The 24,929-nt window shown below is 72.0% G+C and carries 24 protein-coding genes; 17 read left to right on the forward strand and 7 right to left on the reverse strand.

Features of this window, described 5'->3' with window-relative positions; translation table 11 throughout:
• The first annotated feature begins 28 nt into the window (after positions 1-28).
• Positions 29-1,594 (forward strand): long-chain-fatty-acid--CoA ligase, encoded by a 1,566-nt coding sequence (locus tag EJF31_RS20255; RefSeq protein ID WP_125039002.1) that lies wholly within the window; start codon positions 29-31, stop codon positions 1,592-1,594.
• Positions 1,591-2,382, forward strand: coding sequence for a DUF2127 domain-containing protein (locus tag EJF31_RS20260; RefSeq protein WP_221767677.1), 792 nt, complete (start codon positions 1,591-1,593; stop codon positions 2,380-2,382). The genes EJF31_RS20255 and EJF31_RS20260 overlap by 4 nt, the downstream gene beginning before the upstream one ends.
• 9 nt (positions 2,383-2,391) lie before the next feature.
• Here EJF31_RS20260 and EJF31_RS20265 read toward each other — a convergent pair whose 3' ends face one another.
• Together EJF31_RS20265 and EJF31_RS20270 are read right to left on the reverse strand one after the other, a co-directional pair.
• Positions 2,392-3,042, reverse strand: coding sequence for an HAD family hydrolase (locus EJF31_RS20265; protein WP_125039003.1), 651 nt, complete (start codon positions 3,040-3,042; stop codon positions 2,392-2,394).
• Between the two features lie 99 nt (positions 3,043-3,141).
• A complete protein-coding gene (locus EJF31_RS20270) occupies positions 3,142-4,431 on the reverse strand; it encodes a citrate synthase (protein WP_125039004.1) in 1,290 nt (429 codons plus the stop codon).
• Between the two features lie 300 nt (positions 4,432-4,731).
• Between EJF31_RS20270 and rplM the strand changes: the two genes are divergently transcribed.
• Genes rplM through EJF31_RS20290 form a run of 4 tightly spaced genes read left to right on the forward strand, consistent with a single transcriptional unit; the run spans position 4,732 to position 8,135 of the window.
• Positions 4,732-5,175, forward strand: a complete 444-nt coding sequence (rplM, locus tag EJF31_RS20275) for a 50S ribosomal protein L13 (RefSeq protein WP_125039005.1) — start codon at positions 4,732-4,734, stop codon at positions 5,173-5,175.
• Between the two features lie 30 nt (positions 5,176-5,205).
• Entirely contained in the window at positions 5,206-5,712 is a 507-nt protein-coding gene (gene rpsI / locus EJF31_RS20280; protein WP_125039006.1) for a 30S ribosomal protein S9, read from the forward strand.
• Positions 5,713-5,734: 22 nt separating this feature from the next.
• On the forward strand, positions 5,735-7,087 hold the full coding sequence (gene glmM / locus EJF31_RS20285) for a phosphoglucosamine mutase (protein ID WP_125039007.1): 1,353 nt from the start codon (positions 5,735-5,737) through the stop codon (positions 7,085-7,087).
• A 43-nt stretch (positions 7,088-7,130) separates the two neighbouring features.
• Positions 7,131-8,135 (forward strand): GNAT family N-acetyltransferase, encoded by a 1,005-nt coding sequence (locus EJF31_RS20290; protein WP_125039008.1) that lies wholly within the window; start codon positions 7,131-7,133, stop codon positions 8,133-8,135.
• Here EJF31_RS20290 and coaA read toward each other — a convergent pair.
• On the reverse strand, positions 8,122-9,108 hold the full coding sequence (coaA, locus tag EJF31_RS20295) for a type I pantothenate kinase (protein WP_125039009.1): 987 nt from the start codon (positions 9,106-9,108) through the stop codon (positions 8,122-8,124). The two genes, EJF31_RS20290 and coaA, sit on opposite strands and share 14 nt — an antisense overlap.
• 66 nt (positions 9,109-9,174) lie before the next feature.
• Here coaA and glmS point away from each other — a divergent pair, with 66 nt between their 5' ends.
• Together glmS and EJF31_RS20305 are read left to right on the forward strand one after the other, a co-directional pair.
• Positions 9,175-11,019 (forward strand): glutamine--fructose-6-phosphate transaminase (isomerizing), encoded by a 1,845-nt coding sequence (gene glmS / locus EJF31_RS20300; RefSeq protein ID WP_125039010.1) that lies wholly within the window; start codon positions 9,175-9,177, stop codon positions 11,017-11,019.
• Between the two features lie 2 nt (positions 11,020-11,021).
• On the forward strand, positions 11,022-11,375 hold the full coding sequence (locus EJF31_RS20305) for a holo-ACP synthase (protein ID WP_125039011.1): 354 nt from the start codon (positions 11,022-11,024) through the stop codon (positions 11,373-11,375).
• Positions 11,376-11,408: 33 nt separating this feature from the next.
• Here EJF31_RS20305 and EJF31_RS20310 read toward each other — a convergent pair whose 3' ends face one another.
• Complete coding sequence (locus EJF31_RS20310; RefSeq protein WP_125039012.1) at positions 11,409-12,332, reverse strand: hypothetical protein; 924 nt, start codon at positions 12,330-12,332, stop codon at positions 11,409-11,411.
• A gap of 120 nt (positions 12,333-12,452) precedes the next feature.
• Between EJF31_RS20310 and EJF31_RS20315 the strand changes: the two genes are divergently transcribed.
• The 6 genes from EJF31_RS20315 to rimI are packed head-to-tail and all read left to right on the forward strand — an operon-like array spanning position 12,453 to position 18,618.
• Complete coding sequence (locus EJF31_RS20315; protein WP_125039013.1) at positions 12,453-13,892, forward strand: NAD(P)H-hydrate dehydratase; 1,440 nt, start codon at positions 12,453-12,455, stop codon at positions 13,890-13,892.
• Positions 13,889-15,022 carry an alanine racemase gene (alr, locus tag EJF31_RS20320; RefSeq protein WP_125039014.1) on the forward strand — a complete coding sequence of 378 codons (1,134 nt, stop codon included), beginning with the start codon at positions 13,889-13,891 and terminating at the stop codon, positions 15,020-15,022. Before EJF31_RS20315 ends, alr begins: the two co-directional genes overlap by 4 nt.
• On the forward strand, positions 15,019-16,101 hold the full coding sequence (locus tag EJF31_RS20325) for an alpha/beta fold hydrolase (protein ID WP_125039015.1): 1,083 nt from the start codon (positions 15,019-15,021) through the stop codon (positions 16,099-16,101). The genes alr and EJF31_RS20325 overlap by 4 nt, the downstream gene beginning before the upstream one ends.
• Complete coding sequence (gene tsaE, locus EJF31_RS21990) at positions 16,098-17,513, forward strand: tRNA (adenosine(37)-N6)-threonylcarbamoyltransferase complex ATPase subunit type 1 TsaE (RefSeq protein ID WP_185736362.1); 1,416 nt, start codon at positions 16,098-16,100, stop codon at positions 17,511-17,513. Before EJF31_RS20325 ends, tsaE begins: the two co-directional genes overlap by 4 nt.
• A 20-nt stretch (positions 17,514-17,533) precedes the next feature.
• Positions 17,534-18,172, forward strand: coding sequence for a tRNA (adenosine(37)-N6)-threonylcarbamoyltransferase complex dimerization subunit type 1 TsaB (gene tsaB, locus EJF31_RS20335; protein ID WP_125039016.1), 639 nt, complete (start codon positions 17,534-17,536; stop codon positions 18,170-18,172).
• Positions 18,169-18,618, forward strand: coding sequence for a ribosomal protein S18-alanine N-acetyltransferase (rimI, locus tag EJF31_RS20340; protein WP_125039017.1), 450 nt, complete (start codon positions 18,169-18,171; stop codon positions 18,616-18,618). Before tsaB ends, rimI begins: the two co-directional genes overlap by 4 nt.
• A 42-nt stretch (positions 18,619-18,660) precedes the next feature.
• On the opposite strand, the gene EJF31_RS20345 is transcribed toward rimI, so the two are convergent.
• Positions 18,661-20,304: an HAD family acid phosphatase gene (locus EJF31_RS20345; protein WP_125039018.1), complete on the reverse strand. Its 1,644-nt coding sequence runs from the start codon at positions 20,302-20,304 to the stop codon at positions 18,661-18,663.
• A 101-nt stretch (positions 20,305-20,405) separates the two neighbouring features.
• Between EJF31_RS20345 and tsaD the strand changes: the two genes are divergently transcribed.
• Positions 20,406-21,452: a tRNA (adenosine(37)-N6)-threonylcarbamoyltransferase complex transferase subunit TsaD gene (tsaD, locus tag EJF31_RS20350; protein WP_125039019.1), complete on the forward strand. Its 1,047-nt coding sequence runs from the start codon at positions 20,406-20,408 to the stop codon at positions 21,450-21,452.
• A 16-nt stretch (positions 21,453-21,468) separates the two neighbouring features.
• Here the strand turns inward: tsaD and EJF31_RS20355 are convergent, their stop codons facing one another.
• Both EJF31_RS20355 and EJF31_RS20360 read right to left on the reverse strand, forming a co-directional pair.
• Positions 21,469-22,638, reverse strand: a complete 1,170-nt coding sequence (locus tag EJF31_RS20355) for a hypothetical protein (protein ID WP_125039020.1) — start codon at positions 22,636-22,638, stop codon at positions 21,469-21,471.
• A complete protein-coding gene (locus EJF31_RS20360) occupies positions 22,635-23,150 on the reverse strand; it encodes a SigE family RNA polymerase sigma factor (protein WP_125039021.1) in 516 nt (171 codons plus the stop codon). The genes EJF31_RS20355 and EJF31_RS20360 overlap by 4 nt, the downstream gene beginning before the upstream one ends.
• Positions 23,151-23,227: 77 nt before the next feature.
• Here EJF31_RS20360 and EJF31_RS20365 point away from each other — a divergent pair, with 77 nt between their 5' ends.
• Together EJF31_RS20365 and EJF31_RS20370 are read left to right on the forward strand one after the other, a co-directional pair.
• Entirely contained in the window at positions 23,228-24,316 is a 1,089-nt protein-coding gene (locus EJF31_RS20365) for an S-(hydroxymethyl)mycothiol dehydrogenase (RefSeq protein WP_125039022.1), read from the forward strand.
• Complete coding sequence (locus EJF31_RS20370; RefSeq protein WP_125039023.1) at positions 24,313-24,918, forward strand: MBL fold metallo-hydrolase; 606 nt, start codon at positions 24,313-24,315, stop codon at positions 24,916-24,918. The genes EJF31_RS20365 and EJF31_RS20370 overlap by 4 nt, the downstream gene beginning before the upstream one ends.
• Positions 24,919-24,929 lie beyond the last annotated feature (11 nt).

Consider the following 24,929-nt stretch of genomic DNA (forward strand, 5'->3'; position numbering starts at 1 on the left):
GGTGTGGCGCCGGACACAATCGGGCCCCATGGACTCCCCGCGCTTCATGGACGACCGCCTCGCCCACTGGGCGGGCGCCGAGCCCGATGGTGAGGCGATCACCTACGGCTCCCGCACGTGGACGTGGGCGGAGTGGAACGACCGCGTGCGCCGCAACGCCGGCGGCCTGCAGGCGTTGGGCATCGGGCGCGGCGACGTCGTCGCGTTCCTCGACAAGAACCACCCCGCGTGCGTCGAGACGTCGCTGGGGGCGGGGTCGCTGGGTGCGGCCAACGCGATCATCAACTGGCGGCTGGCCGGTGAGGAGGTCGACTACGCCGTCAACGACAGCGGCGCGCGGGTGCTGATCGTCGGCACCGAGCTGATGCCGCTGGTCGACAAGATCCGCGACCGGCTCACCCACGTCGAGAAGGTCATCGAGGTGACCCCCGACGGGGCGGACGGCGACGAGTACGAAGCGTGGCTGGCTGCCTCCACCCCGGTGTCGCGGCCGGCCGACGTGGAGCCCGACGACGTGTGCCTGGTGATGTACTCCAGTGGCACCACCGGCCACCCCAAGGGCGTGATGCTCACGCACGCCAACATGGTCGCGCACACCCAGAACGCCCACGAGGGCTGGGAGTTCGAGCCCGGCGACAAGAGCATGGTCGCGATGCCGCTCTTCCACGTCGGGGGGTCGTCCTACGTCCTGTTCGGCATCAACGACGGCATCCCGAGCGTCATGACCCGGGACCCCGACGGCGCCTCGCTGGCTGGCGCGATCCTGGCCGGCGCCAACCGCACGTTCCTCGTGCCCGCCGTGCTCGCCCAGGTGCTGCAGGCCGGCCCCGACGCGGTCAAGCTGTTCGGGGCCCTCAAGACCTACACCTACGGCGCCTCGCCGATGCCGCTGCCGCTGCTGCGCGCGGCGATGGAGGCCTGGCCCGACACCGACTTCATCCAGGTCTACGGCCTGACCGAGGTGTCCGGGGTGGCCACCCAGCTGCTGCCCGAGGCCCACCGAGATGCCGAGCACCCCGAGCGGCTGGTGTCGGCCGGCCGGCCGATCCCCGGCTGCGAGCTGCGGATCGTCGACCCTGCCACCCTCGAGGACCTGCCGGTCGGCGAGCACGGCGAGATCTGGCTGCGCACCGCCCAGCTCACGAAGGGCTACCTCGGCAAGCCCGAGGAGACCGCCAAGGTGATCACCGACGACGGCTGGTTCCGCACCGGCGACATGGGCAAGGTCGACGCCGAGGGCTACGTCTACGTCGAGGACCGGCTCAAGGACATGATCATCAGCGGCGGGGAGAACATCTACTCGCCCGAGATCGAGCGGGTCCTGGCCGAGCACCCGGCCGTCATGGAGGTCGCCGTGATCGGCGTCCCCGACGACACCTGGGGCGAGTCGGTCAAGGCGGTCGTCTCCCTCCACCCGGGCGCCGAGGCCACGGAGGAGGAGCTGATCTCCTACTGCCGCGAGCACCTGGCGAAGTTCAAGTGCCCGCGCACGGTCGACGTGATCCCCGCGCTGCCGCGCAACCCCACCGGCAAGATCCTCAAGCGGGAGCTCCGGGCGCCGTACTGGCAGGGCCACGACCGGACGGTCGTGTGAACCTCCGGCCGCTGCGCCACTTCAGCTGGAGCCTGCGCTCCTGTGGCATCCGCGGGCACGTCACCTACAAGCCCGACGAGCAGGACCTCGCCGAGCGCCTGCACACCGAGACCGCGGTGGGGGAGGCTTGGCGGTGCCTGCGCTGCGAGGACTTCGTGCCCGGGCCGCCGCACGGCTCGGGCCCGGCCGAGGACGCCCCGATCGTGCTCAAGGACAAGGCGCTCAAGGACGCCGTGATCCTGCGGCTGCTGGCCGCCGAGCGGCTGGTGCGCGGCATCCTCCTCGTCGCGCTCGCCTACGGCATCTATCGCTTCGACGGCGCCAAGGACTCGCTCCAGCAGGTCTTCGCGGAGTACCTCCCGCGGCTCCAGCCCTTGGCCGAGCGCGCCGGCATCGACCTGCAGAACGCCGGCCCGGTCAAGCTGATCGAGGAGGCCCTCAAGGCGCAGCACTCCACCCTGAAGCTGGTCATCCTCGGTGTCGCGGCCTACGGGGCGCTGCAGCTGCTCGAGGCGGTGGGGCTCTGGTCGATGCAGCGCTGGGGCGAGTACGTCGCCATGGTCGGCACGTCCGCGCTGATCCCGCTGGAGGTCTACGAGCTGCTGCACACGGTCACGCCGTTCAAGATCGCCGCGCTGGTGCTCAACCTCTTCGCCGTGTTCTACCTGCTGTGGACCAAACGGCTCTTCGGCTTCCGTGGTGGCAAGGAGGCCTTCGAGGCCGAGCGGCACGGCATGTCGCTGCTGGAGGTCGAGCGGGCCGCCGTCGACGCCCCGCGCTCTCGCTGACCGGGCCGCTCAGACAGGCAGGCCGCGCTCGCGCAGGTCGACCCGGAGCCGGTGGGCGTCGGTGAACAGCAGTGCGTCCATCCCGGCGGCGTCGGCGGCCGCGACGTTGTCAGCACGGTCGTCGACGAAGACGAGGGTGTGCAGCGGCAGGCCCGTGCGCCGGCGTACGACCTCGAAGATGGCGGGGTCGGGCTTGGCGACGCCCTCCTCTCCGCTGACCACGACGTCGAGCAGGAGCTCGTCGAGGAAGGGGTGGGCGGCGCGGCCGTGCGGGAACAGCTCGGCCGACCAGTTGGTCAGGCCCCACATCGGGACCCCGGCCGCGGCGAGCTCACGGACCAGGTCGACCGACCCGGGGACCTCGCCGGCCAGGGAGGCGGGGAAGTGCCGGCGGTAGGCGCGGGCGTGGTCGAGCCAGTGCGGACGGGTCCGCGCGACCTCGGCCTCCGCCTCGTCCCAGTCCAGGCCGCTGTCCGGGCCGTGGTTGTAGGCGTGGAAGTCGAAGTCGTCCGCGGCCAGGAAGCGCGCGGCCTCCTCCTCGCCGACGCCCGCCGCGATGGCCAGCCGGGGCTGCCAGTCGACCAGGACGTTGCCCAGATCCCACACGACCCCCGCCGGCGAGCCGACGGGGGTCGTGGTGGGGGTGCTCTGTCTGCTCATCTCACCGAGTTTCGACACGCGGGTCACGGCTTCGCAAGCTCAGCCCTGCCGCTGCTCAACCTGGCCCGGGCTCGTCGGAGCGCTGGGCCATCGCTCCGCTCAGGCCCAGCGCTCCGACGCGGGCACAAAGTCCAACGTCCGGTCACCCGTGTAGATCTGCTTCGGACGAGCGATCTTCTGCTCCTTGTCCTGGACCAGCTCGAGCCACTGGGCCAGCCAGCCCGGGGTGCGGCCGATCGCGAAGAGGACGGTGAACATCTCCGGCGGGAACTGGAAGGCCTCGTAGATCAGGCCGGAGTAGAAGTCCACGTTGGGGTAGAGCTTGCGCTTGATGAAGTACTCGTCCTCGAGCGCGATCTTCTCCAGCTCCTTGGCGATCGCCAGGAGCGGGTTGACCCCGGTGACCTCGAAGACGTCGTCGCAGGCCTTCTTGATGATCGTGGCGCGCGGGTCGAAGTTCTTGTAGACGCGGTGACCGAAGCCCATGAGCTTCTCGTTGCCGGCCTTCACGCCCTCGATGAACGCGGGGATGTTCTCCTTCGAGCCGATCCGGCGCAGCATCCGCAGCACGGCCTCGTTGGCGCCACCGTGGAGCGGGCCGTAGAGGGCGCCCACGCCCGCGGCGACCGCGGAGTAGGGGTCGACCTGCGAGGAGCCGACCGAGCGGACCGCGTTGGTCGAGCAGTTCTGCTCGTGGTCGGCGTGCAGGATGAACAGCACGTCGAGGGCCTTGACCAGGCGCTCGTCCGCCTCGAACTTCCGCTCGCTCATCTTGAACAGCATCGAGAGGAAGTTGGCGGTGTAGCCCAGGTCGTTGTCGGGGTAGACGAACGGCTTGCCCTGCGCGTGGCGGAAGGACCAGGCACCCAGCGTCGGCATCTTGGCGATCATGCGGACGATCTGCATGTGCCGGTTCTCGGCGTCGGTGATGTTGCGGGCGTCCGGGTAGAACGTCGACAGCGCGCCGACCGAGGCCATCAGCATGCCCATGGGGTGGGCGTCGTAGCGGAAGCCCTCCATGAAGCTCTTGACGTTCTCGTGCACGAACGTGTGGTAGGTGATCTCGTGGACCCAGGTCTCGTACTCCACCTTGGTGGGCAGCGAGCCGTGGATCAGGAGGTAGGCGACCTCGAGGAAGTTGGACTTCTCCGCCAGCTGCTCGATGGGGTAGCCGCGGTACTCGAGGATGCCCTTGTCGCCGTCGATGAAGGTGACGGCACTGCGGCACGATGCGGTGTTCACGAAGCCCGGGTCGTAGACAGCCAGGCCGGGAGCTTCCTCGGCGGCCTTGATCTTGCCCAGGTCGGAGGCCTTGATGGTGCCGTCGACGATCGGGACGTCGTACTCCTGTCCGGTGCGGTTGTCGCGGACGGTGAGGGAATCAGTCACGCGCCCCAACCTAGTCGGCGTCGCCACGCCGGGCGAATCCGGTGTCCGCACTGTGCGCACGTGGGCCGCTCCCGGACCGGCCGTGCTGTGGGTTGTACCTCGTTTTGACCCGTGCCCACGCGTGCCCGTACATTTGACGGTCGCGACTCCTGCCGCGTTCCGACCAACTGCTGTGACGTCGGGGTGCAGCCCCGGAAGCCAGATCCTTGGCAAGCCGGGCCGTGTTCGTCAGAAGCCGCCGCACCACCACCCGGGAGAGACGTTCCCCCGGGCCCTACGAACGAAGAAGGTTCAACAGCCGTGCGTACGTACAGCCCCAAGCCCGCTGACATCCAGCGCGAATGGCTCGTGATCGACGCCGAGGACGTGGTCCTCGGCCGTCTCGCCGTCCAGACCGCCAACCTGCTGCGTGGCAAGCACAAGGCGATGTTCGCCCCCCACGTCGACACCGGTGACTTCGTCATCATCGTGAACGCCGAGAAGGTCTCCCTCTCCGGCACGAAGAAGACCACGAAGATGGCCTACCGCCACTCCGGTTACCCGGGCGGCCTCTCGGCCACCCCGATCGGCGAGGTCCTCGAGAAGGACGCCCGCAAGGCCATCGAGAAGGCCGTCTGGGGCATGCTCCCCAAGAACCGCCTCGGCCGCCAGATGCTGAAGAAGCTGAAGGTCTACTCGGGTCCGAACCACCCGCACCAGGCCCAGAAGGCCGTCCCTTTCGAGATCTCCCAGGTCTCCCAGTAATCCGCGAAGAAAGACTGAGTGAGGAATACCGTGGCTGAGACCACCGAAAGCACCGAGGTCGAGGAGACCTTCGAGACCAACGAGCAGGGCGTTGCCTACAGCTCCGAGAGCGCGCCGTCGGCCGACGCTCCCGCCCGCCCCGCGACCATCGCCCCCGCTGCGGCCACCGGCCGTCGCAAGGAGGCGGTCGCCCGCGTGCGCATCGTCCCCGGCACCGGCGTGTGGACCGTCAACGGACGCACCCTGGACTCCTACTTCCCGAACAAGCTGCACCAGCAGGTCGTGAACGAGCCGTTCGCGAACCTCCAGCTCGAGGGTCGTTTCGACGTCATCGCCCGCATCCACGGCGGTGGCATCACCGGTCAGGCCGGCGCCCTGCGCCTCGGCGTGGCCCGCTGCCTGAACGCCATCGACGTCGAGGCCAACCGTCCCTCGCTCAAGAAGGCCGGGCTGCTCACGCGTGACGCCCGCGTCATCGAGCGCAAGAAGGCCGGTCTCAAGAAGGCCCGCAAGGCGCCGCAGTTCAGCAAGCGCTAACCAGTTCTATAGTTTGGGTCGCATGTCACCCAAACTCTTCGGCACGGACGGGGTCCGGGGCCTGGCCAACGGTGTTCTCACCGCTGAGCTGGCCCTGGACCTTTCCGCTGCTGCCGCCCGTGTCCTGGCCGACCGGGGCGAGTTCGAGGGCCACCGCCCGCTCGCCGTCGTCGGCCGGGACACGCGCATCTCCGGACAGTTCCTCGAGGCGGCCGTCGTCGCCGGCCTCGCCTCCGCGGGGGTCGACGTACTCCTGCTGGGGGTGCTGCCGACGCCCGGCGTCGCCCACCTCACCGGCTCGCTCGGCGCCGACCTCGGCGTGATGCTCTCGGCCTCGCACAACGCGATGCCCGACAACGGCATCAAGTTCCTCGCCCGCGGCGGGCTGAAGCTCGACGACGCCATCGAGGCCGAGATCGAGCGCCACCTCCACGAGGACTGGGACCGGCCCACCGGCGGGTCCGTCGGTCGGGTCCGCCCGCACCCCACGGCCGTCGACGAGTACGCCGCCCACCTCGACCAGACGATCACCCGGTCCCTGACCGGGCTGACCGTCGTCCTCGACTGCGCCGAGGGCGCGGCCTTCGAGGCCGGGCCGCGGGCCCTGGAGGCGGCCGGCGCCACGGTGATCGCCATCCACGCCGAGCCCGACGGCCTCAACATCAACGACGGGTGCGGCTCCACGCACCTCGGCCCGCTCCAGCGGGCGGTGCTCGCCCACGGCGCCGACGCCGGCTTCGCCCTCGACGGCGACGCGGACCGGTGCCTGGCGGTGGACCACGAGGGCAACGTCGTCGACGGCGACCAGATCCTCGCGGTCCTCGCCCTGGCCCTGGCCGAGACCGGTCGGCTGGTCCGCAACACCGTCGTGGCCACCGTGATGAGCAACCTGGGCTTCGTGAAGGCGATGAAGTCCGCCGGGCTCGGGGTCCGGCAGACGAAGGTGGGGGACCGCTACGTGCTGGAGGCCATGCGGGTCTCGGGCTACTCCCTGGGCGGGGAGCAGAGCGGCCACGTGATCATGAGCGACTTCGCCACGACCGGCGACGGCATCCTCACGGCGCTGCACGTGCTCGAGCGGATGGCCGCGACCGGGCAGTCGCTGCAGTCGCTGGCCGGCGTCGTGACGAGGCTGCCGCAGGTGCTGGTCAACGTCACCGACGTCGACAAGAGCCGCACCGACGAGGACGCGGTCGTCGCGGCCGCCGTCGCCGAGGAGGAGGCGGCGCTCGGGGACAGCGGCCGCATCCTGTTGCGGCCCAGCGGCACCGAGCCGCTGGTGCGCGTGATGGTCGAGGCCGAGACGCAGGACGAGGCGCAGGCGGTCGCGGACCGCCTGGCCGACGTGGTCAAGCGCCAGCTGAGCCTGGCGTAATCCGGTCGCGGGGGCGCGGGGCCGACCCCTAGGGTCGTGGCCCGTGACCATCACGATCCGCGAGATCACGCCCGAGGACCCGTCCGCGCTGCACGCCTGGTGGGAGGTGGGGGCGGCCGCATCAGCGGAGCGGCCCTTCCCCGCGTGGGCCTCGTGGGAGGTCTCGCAGGTGACCTGGTCGCAGGCGCGGACCGACATCGACCAGGTGTTCCTCCTGGCCGAGGTGGACGGCCACGCGGTCGGCGCCGGGCGGCTCGTGTGCTTCCTGTCCGACAACACGCACCTCGCCGACCTGGAGGTGTACGTCGCCCCCGCCGAGCGCCGGCGGGGGATCGGGACCGCGCTGCTCACGGAGCTCGAGGAGCGGGCCGCCTCGGCCGGACGCTCGACGTACTTCATGAGCGTGCCGACACCGGTGGACAGCGACGGCGCGGGCGTGCCGTTCGCGGCCGCGCACGGCTACCCGGTCGCGAGCCGCGAGGAGACCAAGCTCGTCGACCTCGACGACACGCCGGGGTGGGCCGCCCTGGACGGCGAGGTCGCGGCCCGGCTCGGCGACTACCGCCTCGAGGTCTTCGAGGACGTCACGCCCGACCACTGGGTCGACGGGGTCTGCACGATGCTGGGAGCGTTCATCGGCGAGGTCCCGGCCGGGGACCTCGACCTGGAGGCCGCGAACTGGACGCCCGAGCGGCTGCGCGAGCACGAAGCGCGGACGCGGGACACCGACCGGGCCTGGGTGGTCGGCGTGGCCGTGGCGCCGGACGGATCGCTGTGCGGGTTCACCGAGGTGGGGGTCTCCCGCCAGGACCCGCGGCTGGGGAGGATCGGCGGCACGCTGGTGCTGCCCGGCCACCGCGGGCACGCCCTCGGCCTCGGTATGAAGCTGGCGACGCACCGTCGGGTGCGCGAGCTGTTCCCGTCCTGCGAGTCGATCGAGACCACCAACGCCGACGTCAACGCCTGGATGAACGCGATCAACGTGCGGATGGGCTACCGGATCGTCGAGCGGCTGCTCGACGTGCAGAAGAAGGTCAGAGCTTCCTGACCCGGACGTAGCGCACGGAGTGGTCGCGGTCCTTGCGCAGCACCAGGGTCGCGCGGGACCGGGTCGGCAGGACGTTCTGGGCGAGGTTGGGTCCGTTGATGGTGTCCCAGATGCGCTCGGCCTCCGCGACCGCCTCGTCCTCGGTGAGGGCGGCGTACTTGCTGAAGTAGGAGCCCGGGTCGCGGAAGGCGGTCTCGCGCAGGCGCAGGAAGCGGGAGACGTACCAGTCGCGGATGTGGCTGGTGCCGGCGTCGACGTACACGCTGAAGTCGAAGAAGTCGCTCAGCGTCAGGCCGGTCTTGCCGTCCTCGCGCACGCGCGCGGGCTGGAGCACGTTGAGGCCCTCGATGATGACGATGTCGGGCCGCTTGATGGTGACCTTCTCACCGGGCACGACGTCGTAGACGAGGTGGGAGTAGGTCGGCGCCTCGACCTCGTCCTTGCCCGACTTGATGTCGACGACGAAGCGGAGCAGCGCCCGGCGGTCGTAGGACTCCGGGAAGCCCTTGCGCTGCAGGATGCCGCGGCGCTCGAGCTCGGCGTTGGGGTAGAGGAAGCCGTCGGTGGTCACCAGCGCGACGTTGGGGTGGGCCGGCCAGTGGGCCAGCATCTGCTGCAGCACGCGGGCCGTCGTGGACTTGCCGACGGCCACCGACCCGGCGAGCCCGATGACGAACGGGGTGCGCGGCGGGGTCTGGCGGTGGAGGAAGTCCTCCTGCTGGCGGTGCAGCTTGCCCGCGGACTCGACGTACAGGCTGAGGAGCCGGGACAGCGGGAGGTAGACCTCCTGGACCTCCTCGATGCTCAGCTCCTCGCCGAGGCCGCGCAGCCGCGTGATCTCCTCGGGCGTGAGGGGGTTCTCGGTCTCCTGGGCGAGCGCGGCCCAGGCCGAGCGGTCCAGCTCGATGTACGGCGACGTCTCGCGGCCGTTGTCCTCGGGCCCACCGTGGGGGGCGCCGCCGTGGGGAGACATGCGGGAGATTGTTGCAGCCGCTGCGGGCCGGACGGCGTCCGGTCCGGCGTCGATACACTCGCGACCATGTGCGGAATCGTGGGCTACGTCGGTGAGAAGCAGGCGCAGGACGTCGTGGTGGAGGGCCTGCGACGGCTGGAGTACCGCGGCTACGACTCCGCGGGCATCGCCCTCGTCGACGGCGGCTCGATCGCCTCGGCCAAGCGCGCCGGCAAGCTGGCCAACCTCGAGAAGGCCATCGTGGACAGCCCGCTCCCGGAGTCCACGACCGGCATCGGCCACACCCGCTGGGCCACCCACGGCGCGCCCAACGACGTGAACGCGCACCCCCACCTCGGCCGGACCGGCCGGCTGGCGCTGGTGCACAACGGGATCATCGAGAACTTCGACGTGCTGCGCACCGGCCTCGAGGACGCGGGGCACGAGCTGGAGTCCGAGACCGACACCGAGGTCGCCGCGCACCTGCTCGAGATCGAGCTCGGCGCCGGGCACGACCTGACCACGGCCATGCAGAACGTCTGCCGGGTGCTCGAGGGCGCCTTCACGCTGGTGGCGGTCGACGCCGAGGACCCCTCCTGCGTGGTGGCGGCCCGCCGCAACTCGCCGCTGGTCGTCGGGATCGGTGAGGGGGAGAACTTCCTCGGCTCCGACGTCGCCGCCTTCATCGAGCACACCCGCGAGGCGCTCGAGCTCGGCCAGGACCAGGTCGTCACGATCCGCCGCGAGGGCGTGGCGGTGACCGGCTTCGACGGCACCCCGGCCGAGGGCCGCCGCTACCACGTCGACTGGGACCTGTCGGCCGCCGAGAAGGACGGCCACGACTGGTTCATGCGCAAGGAGATCCACGAGCAGCCGCGGGCGGTCGCCGACTCGCTGCTGGGGCGCCGGGACGCTGCCGGGCTTTTGCACCTCGACGAGATGCGGCTGTCCGACCAGGACCTGCGCGACGTCGACAAGGTCATCATCATCGCCTGCGGCACCTCGTTCTACGCCGGCATGGTCGCGAAGTACGCCATCGAGCACTGGACCCGGATCCCGGTCGAGGTCGAGCTGGCCTCGGAGTTCCGCTACCGCGACCCGATCCTCACCGCGTCCACGCTGGTCGTCGCCATCAGCCAGTCCGGCGAGACCGCCGACACCCTGCAGGCGATCCGGCACGCGCGGCTCCAGCGCTCGCGGGTGCTGGCGATCTGCAACACCAACGGCTCGACGATCCCGCGGGAGTCCGATGCAGTGATCTACACCCACGCCGGCCCGGAGATCGGCGTCGCCTCGACCAAGGGCTTCCTGACCCAGCTGGTCGCCTGCTACCTGCTCGCCCTCTACCTCGCGCAGGTCAAGGGCACCCGCTACGGCGACGAGATCGCCGAGATCCTCGACCAGCTCGACCGCGTGCCGGACCAGGTCCAGCAGGTGCTCGACGGCGCCGAGGCCGTCTACGAGCTGGCCCGCCAGCACACCGAGACGCGGTCGGTGCTGTTCCTCGGCCGGCACGCGGGCTACCCGGTCGCCCTCGAGGGCGCGCTCAAGCTCAAGGAGCTGGCCTACATCCACGCCGAGGGCTTCGCCGCCGGCGAGCTCAAGCACGGTCCGATCGCCCTGATCGAGGACGGCCTGCCGGTCCTCTGCGTGGTGCCTCCCCAGGGCCGGGACCAGCTCCGGGACAAGATGATCAGCGGCATCCAGGAGGTGCGGGCGCGCGGTGCCCGGACGATCTGCCTGGTCGAGGAGGGCGACGACGCCATCGGGCCGTACGCCGACGTGCTGATCCGGCTGCCGAAGGTGCCCGTGCTGCTGCAGCCGCTGGTGGCCGTCGTACCTCTCCAGCTGTTCGCCTGCGAGCTGGCCACCGCGATGGGCCACGACGTCGACCAGCCCCGCAACCTCGCCAAGTCCGTCACGGTGGAGTAGACGTGCCCGTCATCGGCGTCGGCATCGACGTGGCCGACCTGGGTCGGTTCGAGGCGTCGCTGGCCCGCACCCCCGGCCTCCGCGACCGGTTGTTCACCCCCGCCGAGCGGGAGCGCCCGATCGCGTCCCTGGCCGCGCGCTTCGCGGCGAAGGAGGCGCTGGCCAAGGCCCTCGGCGCCCCCACCGGCATGGCCTGGCACGACGCCGAGGTGGTCTCGGAGTCGTCGGGGCGGCCGCGCTTCGAGCTGCGGGGGACCGTCCTCGCCCGGGCGTCCGAGCTGGGCGTCGTCTCGGTGCACCTGTCGCTGTCGCACGACGCCGGCATCGCGTCGGCGATGGTGGTCCTCGAGTCGTGACCGCTTTGCCCGCGCCGTGTGCCTCAGGACGCGCTATGCCGCGTCGTCAGGCACACGCGCCCGGACTCCGAGGGCCACGAGGTCGGCGGCCACCTCGCCCGGCTCGTGTCGCAGCTCGTACGCCGTGCACCGCACCACGATCCGCTGCCGGGTCGTGATCCGGCGGGCCCGCTTGAGGTCCTCGCCCCACTGCATGACCTCGGTGTGGAAGCCGCCGTCGACCTCCAGGACCAAGGTCGTCCCGTCGGGGAGGTCCCACTCGCAGTCCGTCCAGCGCCGCCTGCCGCTCCTGTCCGTGCGAGCACGCTGACGCGCGGGGAGCGACAGCCCGAATCGTCGGCACATCCGGTGCACGTCGAGCTCGGCGCCCGAGTGCGCGCCGCCCCCGATGTCCCTGAGGGTGACCCGGAAGTCGGGCGCTCGCCGGAGGGGTCGCAGCAGATCAACCCACCGCAGCAGGCGTGTCGCAGTCGTAACCCGCTGCTGCACGGCGGCTGCCAGGATCCCGTGGGCCGCGCGGATGGGTGCGTCGTACGCCGCGTACATCAGGACGGCGGGTTCGATCCTGCACACGGGAAGCGTGGCACCTGGATCGTGGAGCAGCTCGAAGGAGCGTCGAGAGCGGAAGAAGTCGATACCGGGGACCGGCTCGAACGCGAGCTCGTCGTCGACCAGGACGGTGACCTCGGGACGGGGCCAGCCCCGGAGGCCGTGGACTCCCGCAGCGGTGAGACCACCGAGCAGGCTGCGGGGACCGGCGTGCAGCACGGCCAGCCACAGCCACTGCTCCCAGCTGGGTGGGCCCGTGGTGGTGCTCAGCACGCGTGGGGTCACCTCGACCCAGTGCCCCGACCGGACCCGGTTGCGGACACGGTCGGCGTCGACGCCGTACGTGAGGAGCTGACGGCGCGCCACCATCCCTGCCTGGCGACGGACGAGCTCGGAGAGTTCTTCCATGGCCGGACGCCTTCCCCGATCTCTTGGGTCGCTCATCCGTTCTCCACAGGCCCGGTGCCTCGTGTGCCCCAGGACGCGCCGGGGCGCGTCGTCAGGCACACGACCCGATAACTTGAGGGGGTGAGGAGCGCGCACACCGTCGAGCAGGTCCGGGCAGCGGAGGCCGCGCTGCTGGCCGAGCTGCCGGAGGGCGCGCTGATGCAGCGGGCCGCGGCCGGGCTGGCCTACGCGGTGATCGACCTGCTGGGATCGGCGTACGGCCGACGGGTGCGGCTGCTCGTCGGGTCGGGCGACAACGGCGGCGATGCGCTGTACGCCGGCGCGCTGCTGGCCCGGCGGGGCGCCGCCGTCGACGCGGTGCTCCTCGCCGAGCGGGTCCACGAGGCCGGCCTGGTGGCGTTCCGGGCCGCCGGCGGTCGCCTCGTGTGCCCCACGACGCGCTCTGGTGCGTCCTCAGGCACACGCCGCGAAGGACGCCGACCCGAGGTGGTGGTGGACGGGATCGTCGGGATCGGCGGACGGCCCGGGCTCCGGCCCGACGCGGTCGAGGCGCTGGCCGCGTGTGCGGGGGTCCCGGTCGTCGCGGTGGACGTGCCGTCGGGGGTCGACGTCGACACCGGCGAGCTCGACGGGCCGCACGTCGAGGCGGCGGTCACGGTCACGTTCGGGACGCACAAGGTCGCGCACCTCGTCGACCCGGCCAGCCGGGCGTGCGGCGCGGTCCACCTCGTCGACATCGGCCTCGACCTGCCCGAGGCGCCGGTCGAGGCGCTGCAGGCCGCCGACGTCGCCCGGCTGATCCCGCGCCCCGATCCGGACGCGCACAAGTACACCCGCGGCGTGGTGGGGATCCGCGCCGGCTCGGCCGCCTACCCGGGCGCCGGGCTGCTCAGCGTCGCAGGCGCCTCGACCGGGCTCTGCGGCATGGTCCGCTACGTCGGCGAGGTCGCCGACCGGGTCCGCGAGGCGCACCCCGAGGTCGTGGGGGAGGGGCGCGTCCAGGCTTGGGTCGTCGGGTCGGGCGGCGGCGAGAGAGCCGGCGACGCCCTCGCAGCAGCACGCCAGGACGGCGTACCCCTCGTCGTCGACGCCGATGCCCTCGCCCACGTCGACGGTCCGCTCGGCGTCCCGGCGATCCTGACCCCGCACGCCGGCGAGCTGGCCGCGATGACCGGCGCCGACCGTGCCGCCATCGAGGCCGCCCCGCTCGAGCACGCCCGCCGCGCTGCCGAGCGGTACGACGCCGTGGTGCTGCTCAAGGGCCGCCACACGCTCGTCGCCACTCCCGCCGGCCGGGTCCGCGTGACCACGACCGGCCTGCCCTGGCTCGCCACCGCCGGCGCCGGCGACGTGCTCGGCGGGCTCATCGGCGCGCTGCTCGCCGCCGGCCTCACGCCGTACGACGCCGCGTCGGTCGGCTCCTGGCTGCACGGCGCCGCCGCGACCCTGGCCTCGGGCGGCGGACCGCTCGTCGCGGGCGACGTGGCGCGGTGGGTGCCGCACGTGGTGCGAGACCTGATCGGGGCCGGATCGGGCGGATGGGAGAATCGACCGCTATGACCCCCGCACGCGCCGAGATCGTCGTCGACCTGGCGGCGGTGCGGCACAACGTGGCGACGCTCAAGGCGGCCACCGGGGTCGCGATGATGACCGTGGTGAAGGCCGACGGCTACGGCCACGGCATGGCGCAGGTGGCGGCTGCGGCCCGGCAGGGCGGCGCCGACTGGCTCGGCGTCGCGACGATCGACGAGGCCCTGGCGCTGCGCGCCGCCGGTGACACCGGTCCGGTGCTGTGCTGGCTGGGGGTGCCGGGCGAGGACTACGCCGCCGCGATCGATGCGGACATCGACGTGACCGCCTACTCCGTCGCCGAGCTCGACGAGATCCGGATGGCTGTGGTCGCCGTCGGCCGGCCGGCCCGGGTCCAGCTCAAGGTCGACACCGGCCTGTCCCGCGGTGGGGCGCCCGCCGACCGGTGGGCCGACGTCGTCGCCGAGGCCCGCGCGGGCGAGGACGCCCGGATCTGGACCGTCACCGGCATCTGGTCCCACTTCGCGTGCAGCGACGAGCCCGAGCACCCCGCCAACGAGGCCCAGGAGCGAGCCTTCCGCGACGCGCTGGCGGTCGCCGACGAGGCCGGCCTGCGGCCCGAGGTGCGCCACCTGTCCAACTCCGCGGGCGCCCTGCTGCGGCCCTCGGCACGCTTCGACCTGGTCCGGTGCGGGCTCGCGTCCTACGGCCTGGACCCCGCACCCGGGCACACCCCCGACCTCGGCCTCGTCCCCGCGATGACCGTGCGCGCGCGGCTCGCGATGGTCAAGGACGTCGCCACCGGCACCGGCGTCTCCTACGGCCACACGTGGGTCGCCGACCACCCCACCACCGTCGGCCTGGTGCCGGTCGGCTACGGCGACGGCGTCCCGCGCCACGCCAGCAACGTCGCCGAGACCTGGGTGGCCGGCAAGCGCCGCCCGGTCCGCGGCCGCATCTGCATGGACCAGTTCGTCGTCGACCTCGGGGGCGAGCTGCCCCCGGCCGGGCAGGACGTCGTCCTCTTCGGCACCGGTCGCGCCGGCGAGCCCACCGCCCAGGACTGGGCCGAGGCCTGCGGCACGATCTCCTACGAGATCGTCACCCGCATCGGAGGCCGGATGACCCGCACCTACGTCGACCAGGAGGAACCCGCATGAGCGTCAGGCGCAGGATCCTGGGGGTGGCCGCGGGCGCGTTCGGCGTCGCGGCCGCCGGCACCGCCGTCGGGGTCGCCCGGCAGCGCCGGGTCATCGCGCGCCGCGGTGCGGGGGAGACCTTCGAGTTCGGGAGCCTGCGCTCCAAGCCGCGCACTGTTGTGGCCGACGACGGCGTCCCGCTGCACGTCGAGGTGGACGAGTGCGACGACAGTGGCGCCACCCCGCGCCGCGGTGAGCCCGCGCAGGCGCGGCTGACGGTCGTGTTCTGCCACGGCTACGCCCTCAACCTGGACTGCTGGCACTTCCAGCGCGCCGCCTACCGCGGGCTGGTCCGGACCGTCTTCTACGACCAGCGCTCGCACGGCCGCTCCGGCCGCTCGACGCTCGGCCACGCCACCATCGACCAGCTCGCCCACGACCTCAAGCGCGTCATCGACGAGGTCGTGCCCGAGGGCCCGATCGTGCTGGTCGGCCACTCGATGGGCGGCATGACGATCATCGCCTTCGCCGAGCACTACCCCGAGCTGTTCGGCGACCGGATCGTCGGTGCCGGCCTGATCTCCACCACGGCCGGCGGCCTCGACCCGCACCGGATCCTCTTCCCGATGATCCCGGTGCCGCTGGGCGGGGAGCTCACCCACCGGGTCGTCGCCACGCTGGCCCGCGGGCACCGCGCCGTCGACGGCCTGCGCCGGATCGGCAAGGCCGTGGCCACGGTCGTCACCGACGGGTTCGCGTTCGGTGACGACGTCCCGGCGTCGTACGTCGAGTTCGTCGACGGCATGCTCTCGGCCACGCCCTTCGAGGTGGTCGCGGAGTTCTTCCCGAGCTTCCGCACGCTCGACAAGTTCCACGCCGTCGACGTGCTGGGCGAGATCCCGACGACGATCATCTGCGGCACCGCCGACCGGCTCACCTCGGTCGGGCACAGCCGCAAGCTGCAGTCGATGATCGACGGCGCGAACCTCCTCGAGTGCGAGGGCGCCGGCCACATGGTCATCCTGGAGCGCCACGACCAGGTCGACGCGGCCCTCGACCAGCTCATCGCTGCGGCCGCGGCGACCGTGGAGCTGCCGTGAGCCTCGAGGTACGACGCGTCGGTGCCGAGTCGGCCGGCCGGCTGATGGCCGTCATCCGCGCGGCCTTCGCGGCCCGGCCCCCGCTCGACCCGCCGGCCGCCGCGCTGTCGGAGACCGAGGAGTCGCTGGCCCGGATGCTCGAGGCCGGGGACGGCGGGATCCTGGTCACCCACCGCGGCGTCGACGTCGGCGCGCTGGTGCTCGACCCGGTCGGCACGACGATGTACCTGCGCCGCTTCGGGGTCACCCCCGCCTCGCAGGGACACGGGATCGCCCGGGTCCTCATCGACGCGGCGGTCGACGCGGCCGACGGCTACGACGACCTGACGGTGGTGACCCGCGAGGAGCTGCCGAGGACCCGGCGCTTCTGGGAGCGGCAGGGCTTCCGCGAGGTCTACCGCGACCCGCCCAACGTCGAGCTCCGGCGCCCGCTGCGCACCTTCATCTTCGACGCGCCCGACCCCGACTCCATGCGCGACCTGGGAGTGGCGCTCGCCGAGCAGCTGCGGGCGGGCGATCTGATCGTGCTCAGCGGCGAGCTCGGCGCGGGCAAGACCACGTTCACCCAAGGGATCGGCGCGGGCCTGGCCGTGCGCGGCGACGTCACCTCGCCGACGTTCGTGATCGCCCGTGAGCACCCGTCACTCGAGTCCGGCCCGGGGCTCGTGCACGTCGACGCCTACCGGCTCGCCGGGATAGACGAGCTCGACGACCTCGACCTCGACACCTCCCTCGACGAGGTCGTCACCGTGGTCGAGTGGGGCGAGGGCGTCGCCGAGGGACTGGCCGAGTCGCGCCTGGAGATCCGGATCATCCGGGCCCTCGCCGACGAGGAGCCGGACGGCGAGGACCTCGACCCCCGCCGCGTGCTGATGACCCCGATCGGGCCACGCTGGTACGAGATGGAGGTGCCCGGCACCCACCGGCCGCCGCTCGCCGAGAAGCTCAACGAGAACCTCCTCCTCGACTTCTTCCGCTGCGAGGAGTCCGAGCTGGGCGACCTCGACCCGACGATCCCGCTGCCGCTGTCGCTGATGGTCGCCGAGCACGACGGCCGGGTCGTCATGGTCCACAACGCCTGGCGGCGCGAGTGGGAGCTGCCCGGCGGCGAGATCGAGGCGGGGGAGACGCCGCGCGAGGCCGCCGTACGCGAGTTCCGTGAGGAGAGCGGCATGGCGCCGGGAGCGGACGTGGACTTCGTGGGCGTCGCGACCGTCCAGGTCGGCCACGAGCGGACGATCCAGTTCGCCGCGCTCTACCGGACCACCCTCGACGCGGTGGACGAGCTCGCCCCGCACGAGGAGATCGACCAGATGACCGCGTGGGACCTCGCCTCGGACCTCCCCGGGCTCTCAGCCATCGACGCCCACCTGGCGCGGATCGCGGTCGAGTCGGCCTCCGAGCCCGCCTAGCCTCCCGCTAGCCTCGTCCCGTGCTGCTCGCCTTCGACACCGCCACGCCCCTGGTCAGCGTCGCCCTCCACGACGGGGACGACGTCGTGGTCGAGCTCAGCTCGGACCGGCCGATGAAGCACGGCGAGCAGCTCGCGCCGCTCATCGCCGACGCCCTCGAGCGCGCCGGCATCGTCCGCCAGGACCTCACCGCGATCGCCGTCGGCATCGGCCCCGGCCCGTTCACCGGCCTCCGGGTCGGGCTGGTCACCGCACGCACCCTCGGGTTCGTCCTCGAGATCCCCGTCTACGGCGTGTGCTCGCTCGACGTGCTCGCGGTCGAGGCCGCCGACACCGGTGCGGTCGTCGGTGACTTCGTCGTCGCGACCGACGCCCGGCGCAAGGAGGTCTACCTCGCCCACTACGACGAGGACGGCCGGCGCATCGACGGTCCCGTCGTGGAGCGGCCGGCCGACGTGGCGACCGCGGCCCCGGCCGTGGGCGAGGGCGCCCTTCTCTATCCCGAGGCGTTCCCGACCCCGATGGGCCCGACCCGGCCGAGCGCCGGCTGGCTGGCCCGCGTGGTGACCGAGGAGCGCGCCGAGCTGCACGACCCCGAGCCGATGTACCTGCGCCGCCCCGACGCGGTCGCTCCGGGCAAGCCCAAGAGAGTCTCGTGATCCGTCCCGCCGAGCCGCGGGACGTCGAGGCGGTGGCCGAGCTCGAGCGGGACAACCTCGGCGCGGACGCCTGGTCCGAGGGGCTGGTGGCCGAGGGGATCAACGACCGGCTGCCGACCGTCCACTACCTCGTCGCCGAGCTGGACGGCACCCTCGTCGGCCACGCGGTGGCCAGCGTCGTCGCGGACGTCGCGGAACTGCAGCGGATCGCGGTCGATGCCGGCGTACGACGCACGGGGCTGGCCAGCGAGCTGCTCGACGCGGTCGTGGCCCTGGCGCGCGAGGGCGGTGCGGAGCGCCTGCTGCTGGAGGTGCGCGAGGACAACGACGGCGCGCTGGCGTTCTACGCCGCCCGCGGCTTCGCCGAGCTGGCCCGTCGGCCCCGCTACTACGGCGACGGCGCCACCGCCGTGGTCCTCGAGAAGGCTCTCGGACCGGGGCGGTGACGCCGTCACCTGGTGCTGTGGTGCTGGGTGGTGCGGGGTGCCTTACGGCAGGTAGTACGTCGGGTTCGGCAGCTTGATCACGTTGTCGGAGTGCTGGCCGATCAGGTCGCTGAACTGGTCACCGAAGTTCGCGATGATGTGGAAGCCGAAGTGGTCCTCGACGTACTTGCGGGTCGACGACTTGTACTCGATGGTCGAGCACTTCGTGGCGTCGGAGTCCTGCGCGCAGTCGATGTAGGCCGGCGGGGTGTCGGTGCTGGTCCACTTCGTGAAGTAGTACTGCGACTTGAACAGCGCGTTGTCGTTGTCGTCGTAGTAGTACTTCGCCAGGTTGTCGAGGGTCGCGACGCGCTGGGCGTTGTTGCGGCCCGTGAGCCCGATGATCTTGCAGCCGGCGGCCTTGGCGGCGTTGACGACGGCGGGCATGCCCGGGACGGCCGGGAAGCGACCCTCCTGGACCCAGGTGTTCTGAAGGGTCGGGTCGAAGTTGAAGTGCATCGCCGCGTCCTCCATGTTGTAGGTCCACAACGTGGTGTCGTCGGCGTCGAAGACGACGGCCGGCTTCGTGCCGTGCGCGACCCCGCGGGCGCAGCGGTTGGTGAGCCGCTTCGTCCAGAGGTTCTCGATGTTCGACAGGTCCGAGATGTACGGCGACGTGTCCGCGTTGGCGAGGCCGCTGGGGGCGCCGTAGTAGGTGCGGATCGTGGACTTCACCGAGTCGATGTTCGGGATGTTCTCGCCACCGACCGTCTTCCCGCTGGAGCCGTCCGGCTGCATGTCGAACTCGGTCTTCGGCGTGAGCTGCGAGTCGGTGCTGGGCGCGCCCTGGATGTCGGGGCTCGGCAGGTAGTACGTCGGGTTCGGCAGCTTGACGGTGTGCAGCGCGTAACCGCCCTGGAGGTCGGACCACTGGTCGCCGATGTTCAGGACGATGGTCTGGCCCAGGTCCTGCTCGATGTGCTTGCGGGTGCCGGCTTTGTACTCGACCGTCGTGCACTTGGCCGGGTCGTCGGCCGGGTCGACGCTGGTGTGGCAGTCGAGGTAGGCCGGCTTGGTGTCGGCGCTGCCGAACTTGGTGAAGAAGTTGTCGGCGTTGAACTCGGTGTAGCCGACCTTCGACAGGTTGGCCAGCGTGTCGGCCTCCTGGCTCTCGCCACGGCCGGTCAGGCCGTAGACGTTGTAGCCCTTGTCGGCGACTGCCTTGACGAAGTCGACCATGCCCGGCGTGGCCGGGAAGAGGCCGTCGTGCACCCAGGTGCCCTGGAGGGTCGGGTCGAAGTTGAAGTGCATCGCCCCGTCCTCCATGTCGTAGGTCCACAGCGTGGTGTCGTCGGCGTCGAAGACGACGGCCAGGTTGGGGGCCGGGGCGGTCGGGATCTGCGCGAGGATGCCGGCCTCCATGGCCTTCATCTCGGTGATGTAGGGCGAGTCGGTCTTGTTCGCGATACCGGTCGGGGCGTTGTAGTAGGCCCGGATCGTCGACTTGACCGAGTCGATGTTGGGGATGCCCTTGCCGTGAGCGGTCAGGCCGCTCGAGCCGTCGGCCGCCATCACGAAGTGCGTGGCGGGCGTCAGGGTCGAGTCGTCCGTCATGGCGCCCGCGGTGGCGGGGAGACCGATGAGGAGGGCGGCGGATGCGGTGGCTGCGAGGGCAGCGCGGGTTCGGGTGTGTCCCGAGAGTCGCATGGAGTTGCTCCGATGGAGGTGGATGCCGACAGAAACGCGGACAACCTAATCCCGATGGGGGCCGTTGGGAACGGATTCGGCGAAGTCGGCACAATGCACCCATGGACGAACCGCTGGTGCTCGGGATCGAGACCTCCTGCGACGAGACCGGCGTCGGGATCGTGCGCGGCCACACCCTGCTCGCCGACGCCGTGGCGAGCAGCGTCGAGGAGCACGCGCGGTTCGGCGGCGTCGTACCCGAGGTGGCCTCAAGGGCGCACCTCGAGGCGATGGTCCCCACCATCGAGCGGGCCTGCGAGACCGCCGGCATCCGGCTGCACGACGTCGACGCGATCGCCGTGACGTCAGGTCCCGGCCTGGCCGGTGCGCTGCTGGTCGGGGTGGCCGCGGCCAAGGCGCTGGCGCTCGGGCTCGGCAAGCCGATCTACGGCGTCAACCACCTCGCCTCGCACGTCGCCGTCGACCAGCTCGAGCACGGCCCACTGCCGGAGCCCTGCCTGGCGATGCTGGTCAGCGGTGGGCACTCCTCGCTGCTGCGCGTCTCGGACGTGACGGTCGGCGTGCAGCCGATGGGGGCGACCATCGACGACGCGGCCGGTGAGGCCTTCGACAAGGTGGCCCGGCTGCTGGGCCTGCCGTTCCCCGGCGGCCCGCACATCGACCGCTCGGCACGGTCCGGGTCCTCGGTGGCGATCGACTTCCCGCGCGGGCTGACCTCGCGCCGCGACCTGGAGCGGCACCGCTTCGACTTCTCCTTCTCCGGTCTCAAGACCGCCGTCGCGCGCTGGGTCGAGGCGCGCGAGCGGGCGGGGGAGCCGGTGCCGGTGGCGGACGTCGCGGCGTCGTTCCAGGAGGCGGTCTGCGACGTGCTGACCCGCAAGGCGATCGACGCCGCGGTCAGCGAGGGGATCGAGGACATCCTGATCGGCGGCGGCGTCGCCGCCAACTCCCGCCTCCGGGCGATGGCCGAGGAGCGCGCGACCGCCCGAGGGATCCGGGTGCGGGTGCCGCGGCCGGGCCTGTGCACCGACAACGGCGCGATGGTGGCCGCGCTCGGCTCGGAGATGGTCGCCCGTGGCCGTACGCCGTCGTCGCTCGACCTGCCCGCCGACTCGTCGATGCCGGTCACCGAGGTGCTGGCGGGCTGAGGCGGCGTGAGTCCCGTCAGGGAGTCGCCGCCAGCACGAACTGCTCGGAGGCCGGAACGGGGGTGCCGGCCCGTTCGAGGGAGCCGTCGAGGCCGATCCGGACGAGCACGAGCCGCTTGCCGTCGGGGATGCGGGCGAGCAGGTGGCGGTCGTCCTCCCAGGTGACCGGCACGCTCGTGGCCCCGATCCCGTTGAGGATGCGCTCCACGTCGGTGACCGGGCGGCCGGTAGCGGCGTCGTACACCGCCTGGCAGCAGAAGCCGCTGCCGTGGTCGACGAGCCCGAGGACGTGCCTGCCGTCCGGGCTGAACCCCTGCAGGACCGTGTGCTCCGCGCGCCACGCCACCGCACCGGTGTCCGGGTCGACGACCACCGCGGTCGACGTGTCGCCGACGACCTGCCCGGCGACCTGGCCGGTCGTCGGGCTCACGCCACCGGCACTCGCCAGACCGGGGATCCGCACCGGCGGATGCTGCAGGTCGGTCACGAAGGCGCCCCCGTCGGCGGAGTCGACCGTGAGCACGACCCGCTCGCCCAGCAGGCCGACCACTCGCGCGAACAGGCCGGTGTCCTGGCTGGTCTCGCCGTCGCCCATGCCGCTGGCGATGCCGCGCACGACCACGCTCGAGGGGCTGCCGGTGGCCTCCGAGCAGGGGAACCGCACCCACACGGCGTCGAGCTGGTCGGGGCTCAGCACCGGTGACCCCGTGGTGCAGGACGAGGCGATCTCGTGCCCCTGCCCGTCGTACTGGTGCAGCCCCACCGACGCCCCGACCGTCTGGTCGTCGGCGACCAGGAAGCCCCCGTGGTACGGCGTGATCGCGGTGATCCCGCCGGCGATCGGCAGCGGGTGCCGGGACCCGTCGGTCCCGATGAAGTCATGCCCCTCGACGTAGGAGATCCGCGGCGCGGGGCCACGGGCGAGGTCGCGCAGGTCGATCGAGGACGGCACTGGGTCCGTCGGTCCGGGCGCCGGTGACGCCCCGTGGCCGCGCACGAACACCGCCGTCGGCACGGACACCACCAGCACGGCCGCGGCGGCCAGGACGGTCCGGTTGCGCAGCTGGCGGCGCCGGATGCCGCGCGCCGTGGAGGCGACGTCACCCACCCCCGTCACGTCGTACGACGCGTGATCGGCGCGGCGGTGGAGCGCCTCGGTGAGCAGCCGCTCGGCGGGGTCGGTCATGACTCCTCCTGTCCGGGGTGCGTGATCTCGGGGTGGTCCGCGAGGCGGGACCGCAGCGCGGCGAGGGCGCGGCTGGCCTGGGACTTCACGGTGCCGACCGAGATGCCCAGGACGTCGGCGGTCTCGGCCTCGGTGAGCTCCTCGTAGTAGCGCAGCACGAGCACGGCCCGCTGGCGCGGCGGCAGGGTGGCGACGAACGCCCACACCTCGGCGTGCACGTCGGGACCGCTGCGGGACGACGTCGGAACGTCCGGCACCTCCGCGGTGACGACCTCGCGCCGTCGCCACGGCCGCCGCCAGGCGCTCCGGTGCTCGTTGACCAGGACCCGGCGGGCATAGCCGTCGAGGTGCTCGCGGTCCTCGAGCCGGTCCCAGGCGAGGTAGAGCTTGGCGAGCGAGGTCTGCACGAGGTCCTGCGCGGAGTGCGGGTCGCCGGTGAGCAGGAGCGCGAGCCGCTGGAGGGACGGCTCGCGCGCGACGAGCCACTCCTCGAAGTCGGACCGAGCCGCCACCCTGACCTCCACACCCGCCTACACGCACACCCTGCCCCTACGGTTGCATGGGAAGCCACCGACGAGAGGGAGCACGCATGCAGCAGGTCAAGGCCGTCGTCGCGCGCGGCAAGGGTCAGCCGGTCGAGGTCACCACCATCAACGTGCCCGATCCGGGCCCGGGGGAGGCGTTGGTGAAGGTGCAGGCCTGCGGGGTCTGCCACACCGACCTGCACTACCGCGAGGGCGGCATCAACGACGACTTCCCGTTCCTGCTGGGCCACGAGGCCGCGGGCGTGGTCGAGGCCGTCGGCGACGACGTGACCAGCGTGGCGCCGGGCGACTTCGTGGTCCTCAACTGGCGCGCCGTGTGCGGCGACTGCCGGGCGTGCGACCGCGGCGAGCCGTGGTACTGCTTCGCCACCCACAACGCCACGCAGAAGATGACACTCGAGGACGGCACCGAGCTCTCGCCGGCCCTGGGCATCGGCGCGTTCGCCGAGAAGACCCTGGTCGCGGCCGGCCAGTGCACCAAGGTCGACCCCTCGGCCCGGGCCGCGGCCGTCGGCCTGCTGGGCTGCGGCGTGATGGCCGGCATCGGCGCCGCGATCAACACCGGCCAGGTGACGCGCGGCAAGTCCGTGGCCGTCATCGGCTGCGGCGGCGTGGGGGTGGCCGCGGTGGCCGGCTCGGCGCTGGCGGGTGCGAGCCCGATCATCGCCGTCGACATCGACCCCAAGAAGCTCGCCAAGGCCACCGAGATGGGGGCGACCCACACGGTCGACTCCTCGACGACCGACCCGGTCGCCGCGATCCAGGAGCTCACCGGCGGCCACGGCGCCGACGTCGTCATCGAGGCCGTGGGCCGTCCCGAGACCTGGAAGCAGGCGTTCTACGCCCGCGACCTGGCCGGCACCGTCGTCCTGGTCGGCGTCCCGACGCCGGACATGACGCTGCCCGACATCCCGCTCATCGACGTCTTCGGCCGCGGCGGGTCGCTGAAGTCGAGCTGGTACGGCGACTGCCTGCCCAGCCGTGACTTCCCGATGCTCGTCGACCTCTACCAGCAGGGTCGGCTCGACCTCGACGCGTTCGTCACCGAGGAGATCGGCATCGACGACGTGGAGGCCGCCTTCGCCCGCATGCACGACGGCGACGTGCTCCGCAGCGTGGTGATCCTCAAGTGACCCGCGTCGACCACGCGGTCGTGTCCGGCACGTTCAGCCTCGACGGCGAGACCCACCAGGTCGACAACAACATCTGGGTGGTCGGCGACGACCGGGAGTGCGTGGTCATCGACGCGCCGCACGACGTCGAGGCGATCATGGACGTGGTCGGCGACCGCACGGTCAAGGCGATCCTGTGCACCCACGCCCACGACGACCACGTGCGGGTCGCGCCGGCACTGCGCGAGCGGGTGGTCGCGCCGATCATGCTGCACCCCGACGACCGGCCGCTGTGGGAGTTGACCCACACCGACCACCTGTGGGACCTCGACCTGGCCGACGGCTTCGAGCTGACCGTCGGCGGCACCCAGCTGCGGGTGATCCACACGCCCGGCCACGCGCCGGGCGCGGTCTGCTTCCACGCCCCCGAGCTGGGCTGCGTCTTCACCGGCGACACCCTCTTCCAGGGCGGTCCGGGGGCGACCGGGCGGTCCTTCTCCGACGAGGACCTCATCAAGGAGTCGATCCGGGCCCGGCTCTTCGCCCTCCCCGACGACACCGTCGTGCACACCGGGCATGGCGACGACACCACAATTGGGGCCGAGCGCGCGTCCGGACTCTGACACAGTGGGGC

Origin of the sequence: Nocardioides sp. LS1, assembly GCF_003865225.1 — a bacterium.
GTDB classification, from domain to species: domain Bacteria; phylum Actinomycetota; class Actinomycetes; order Propionibacteriales; family Nocardioidaceae; genus Nocardioides; species Nocardioides ginsengisegetis.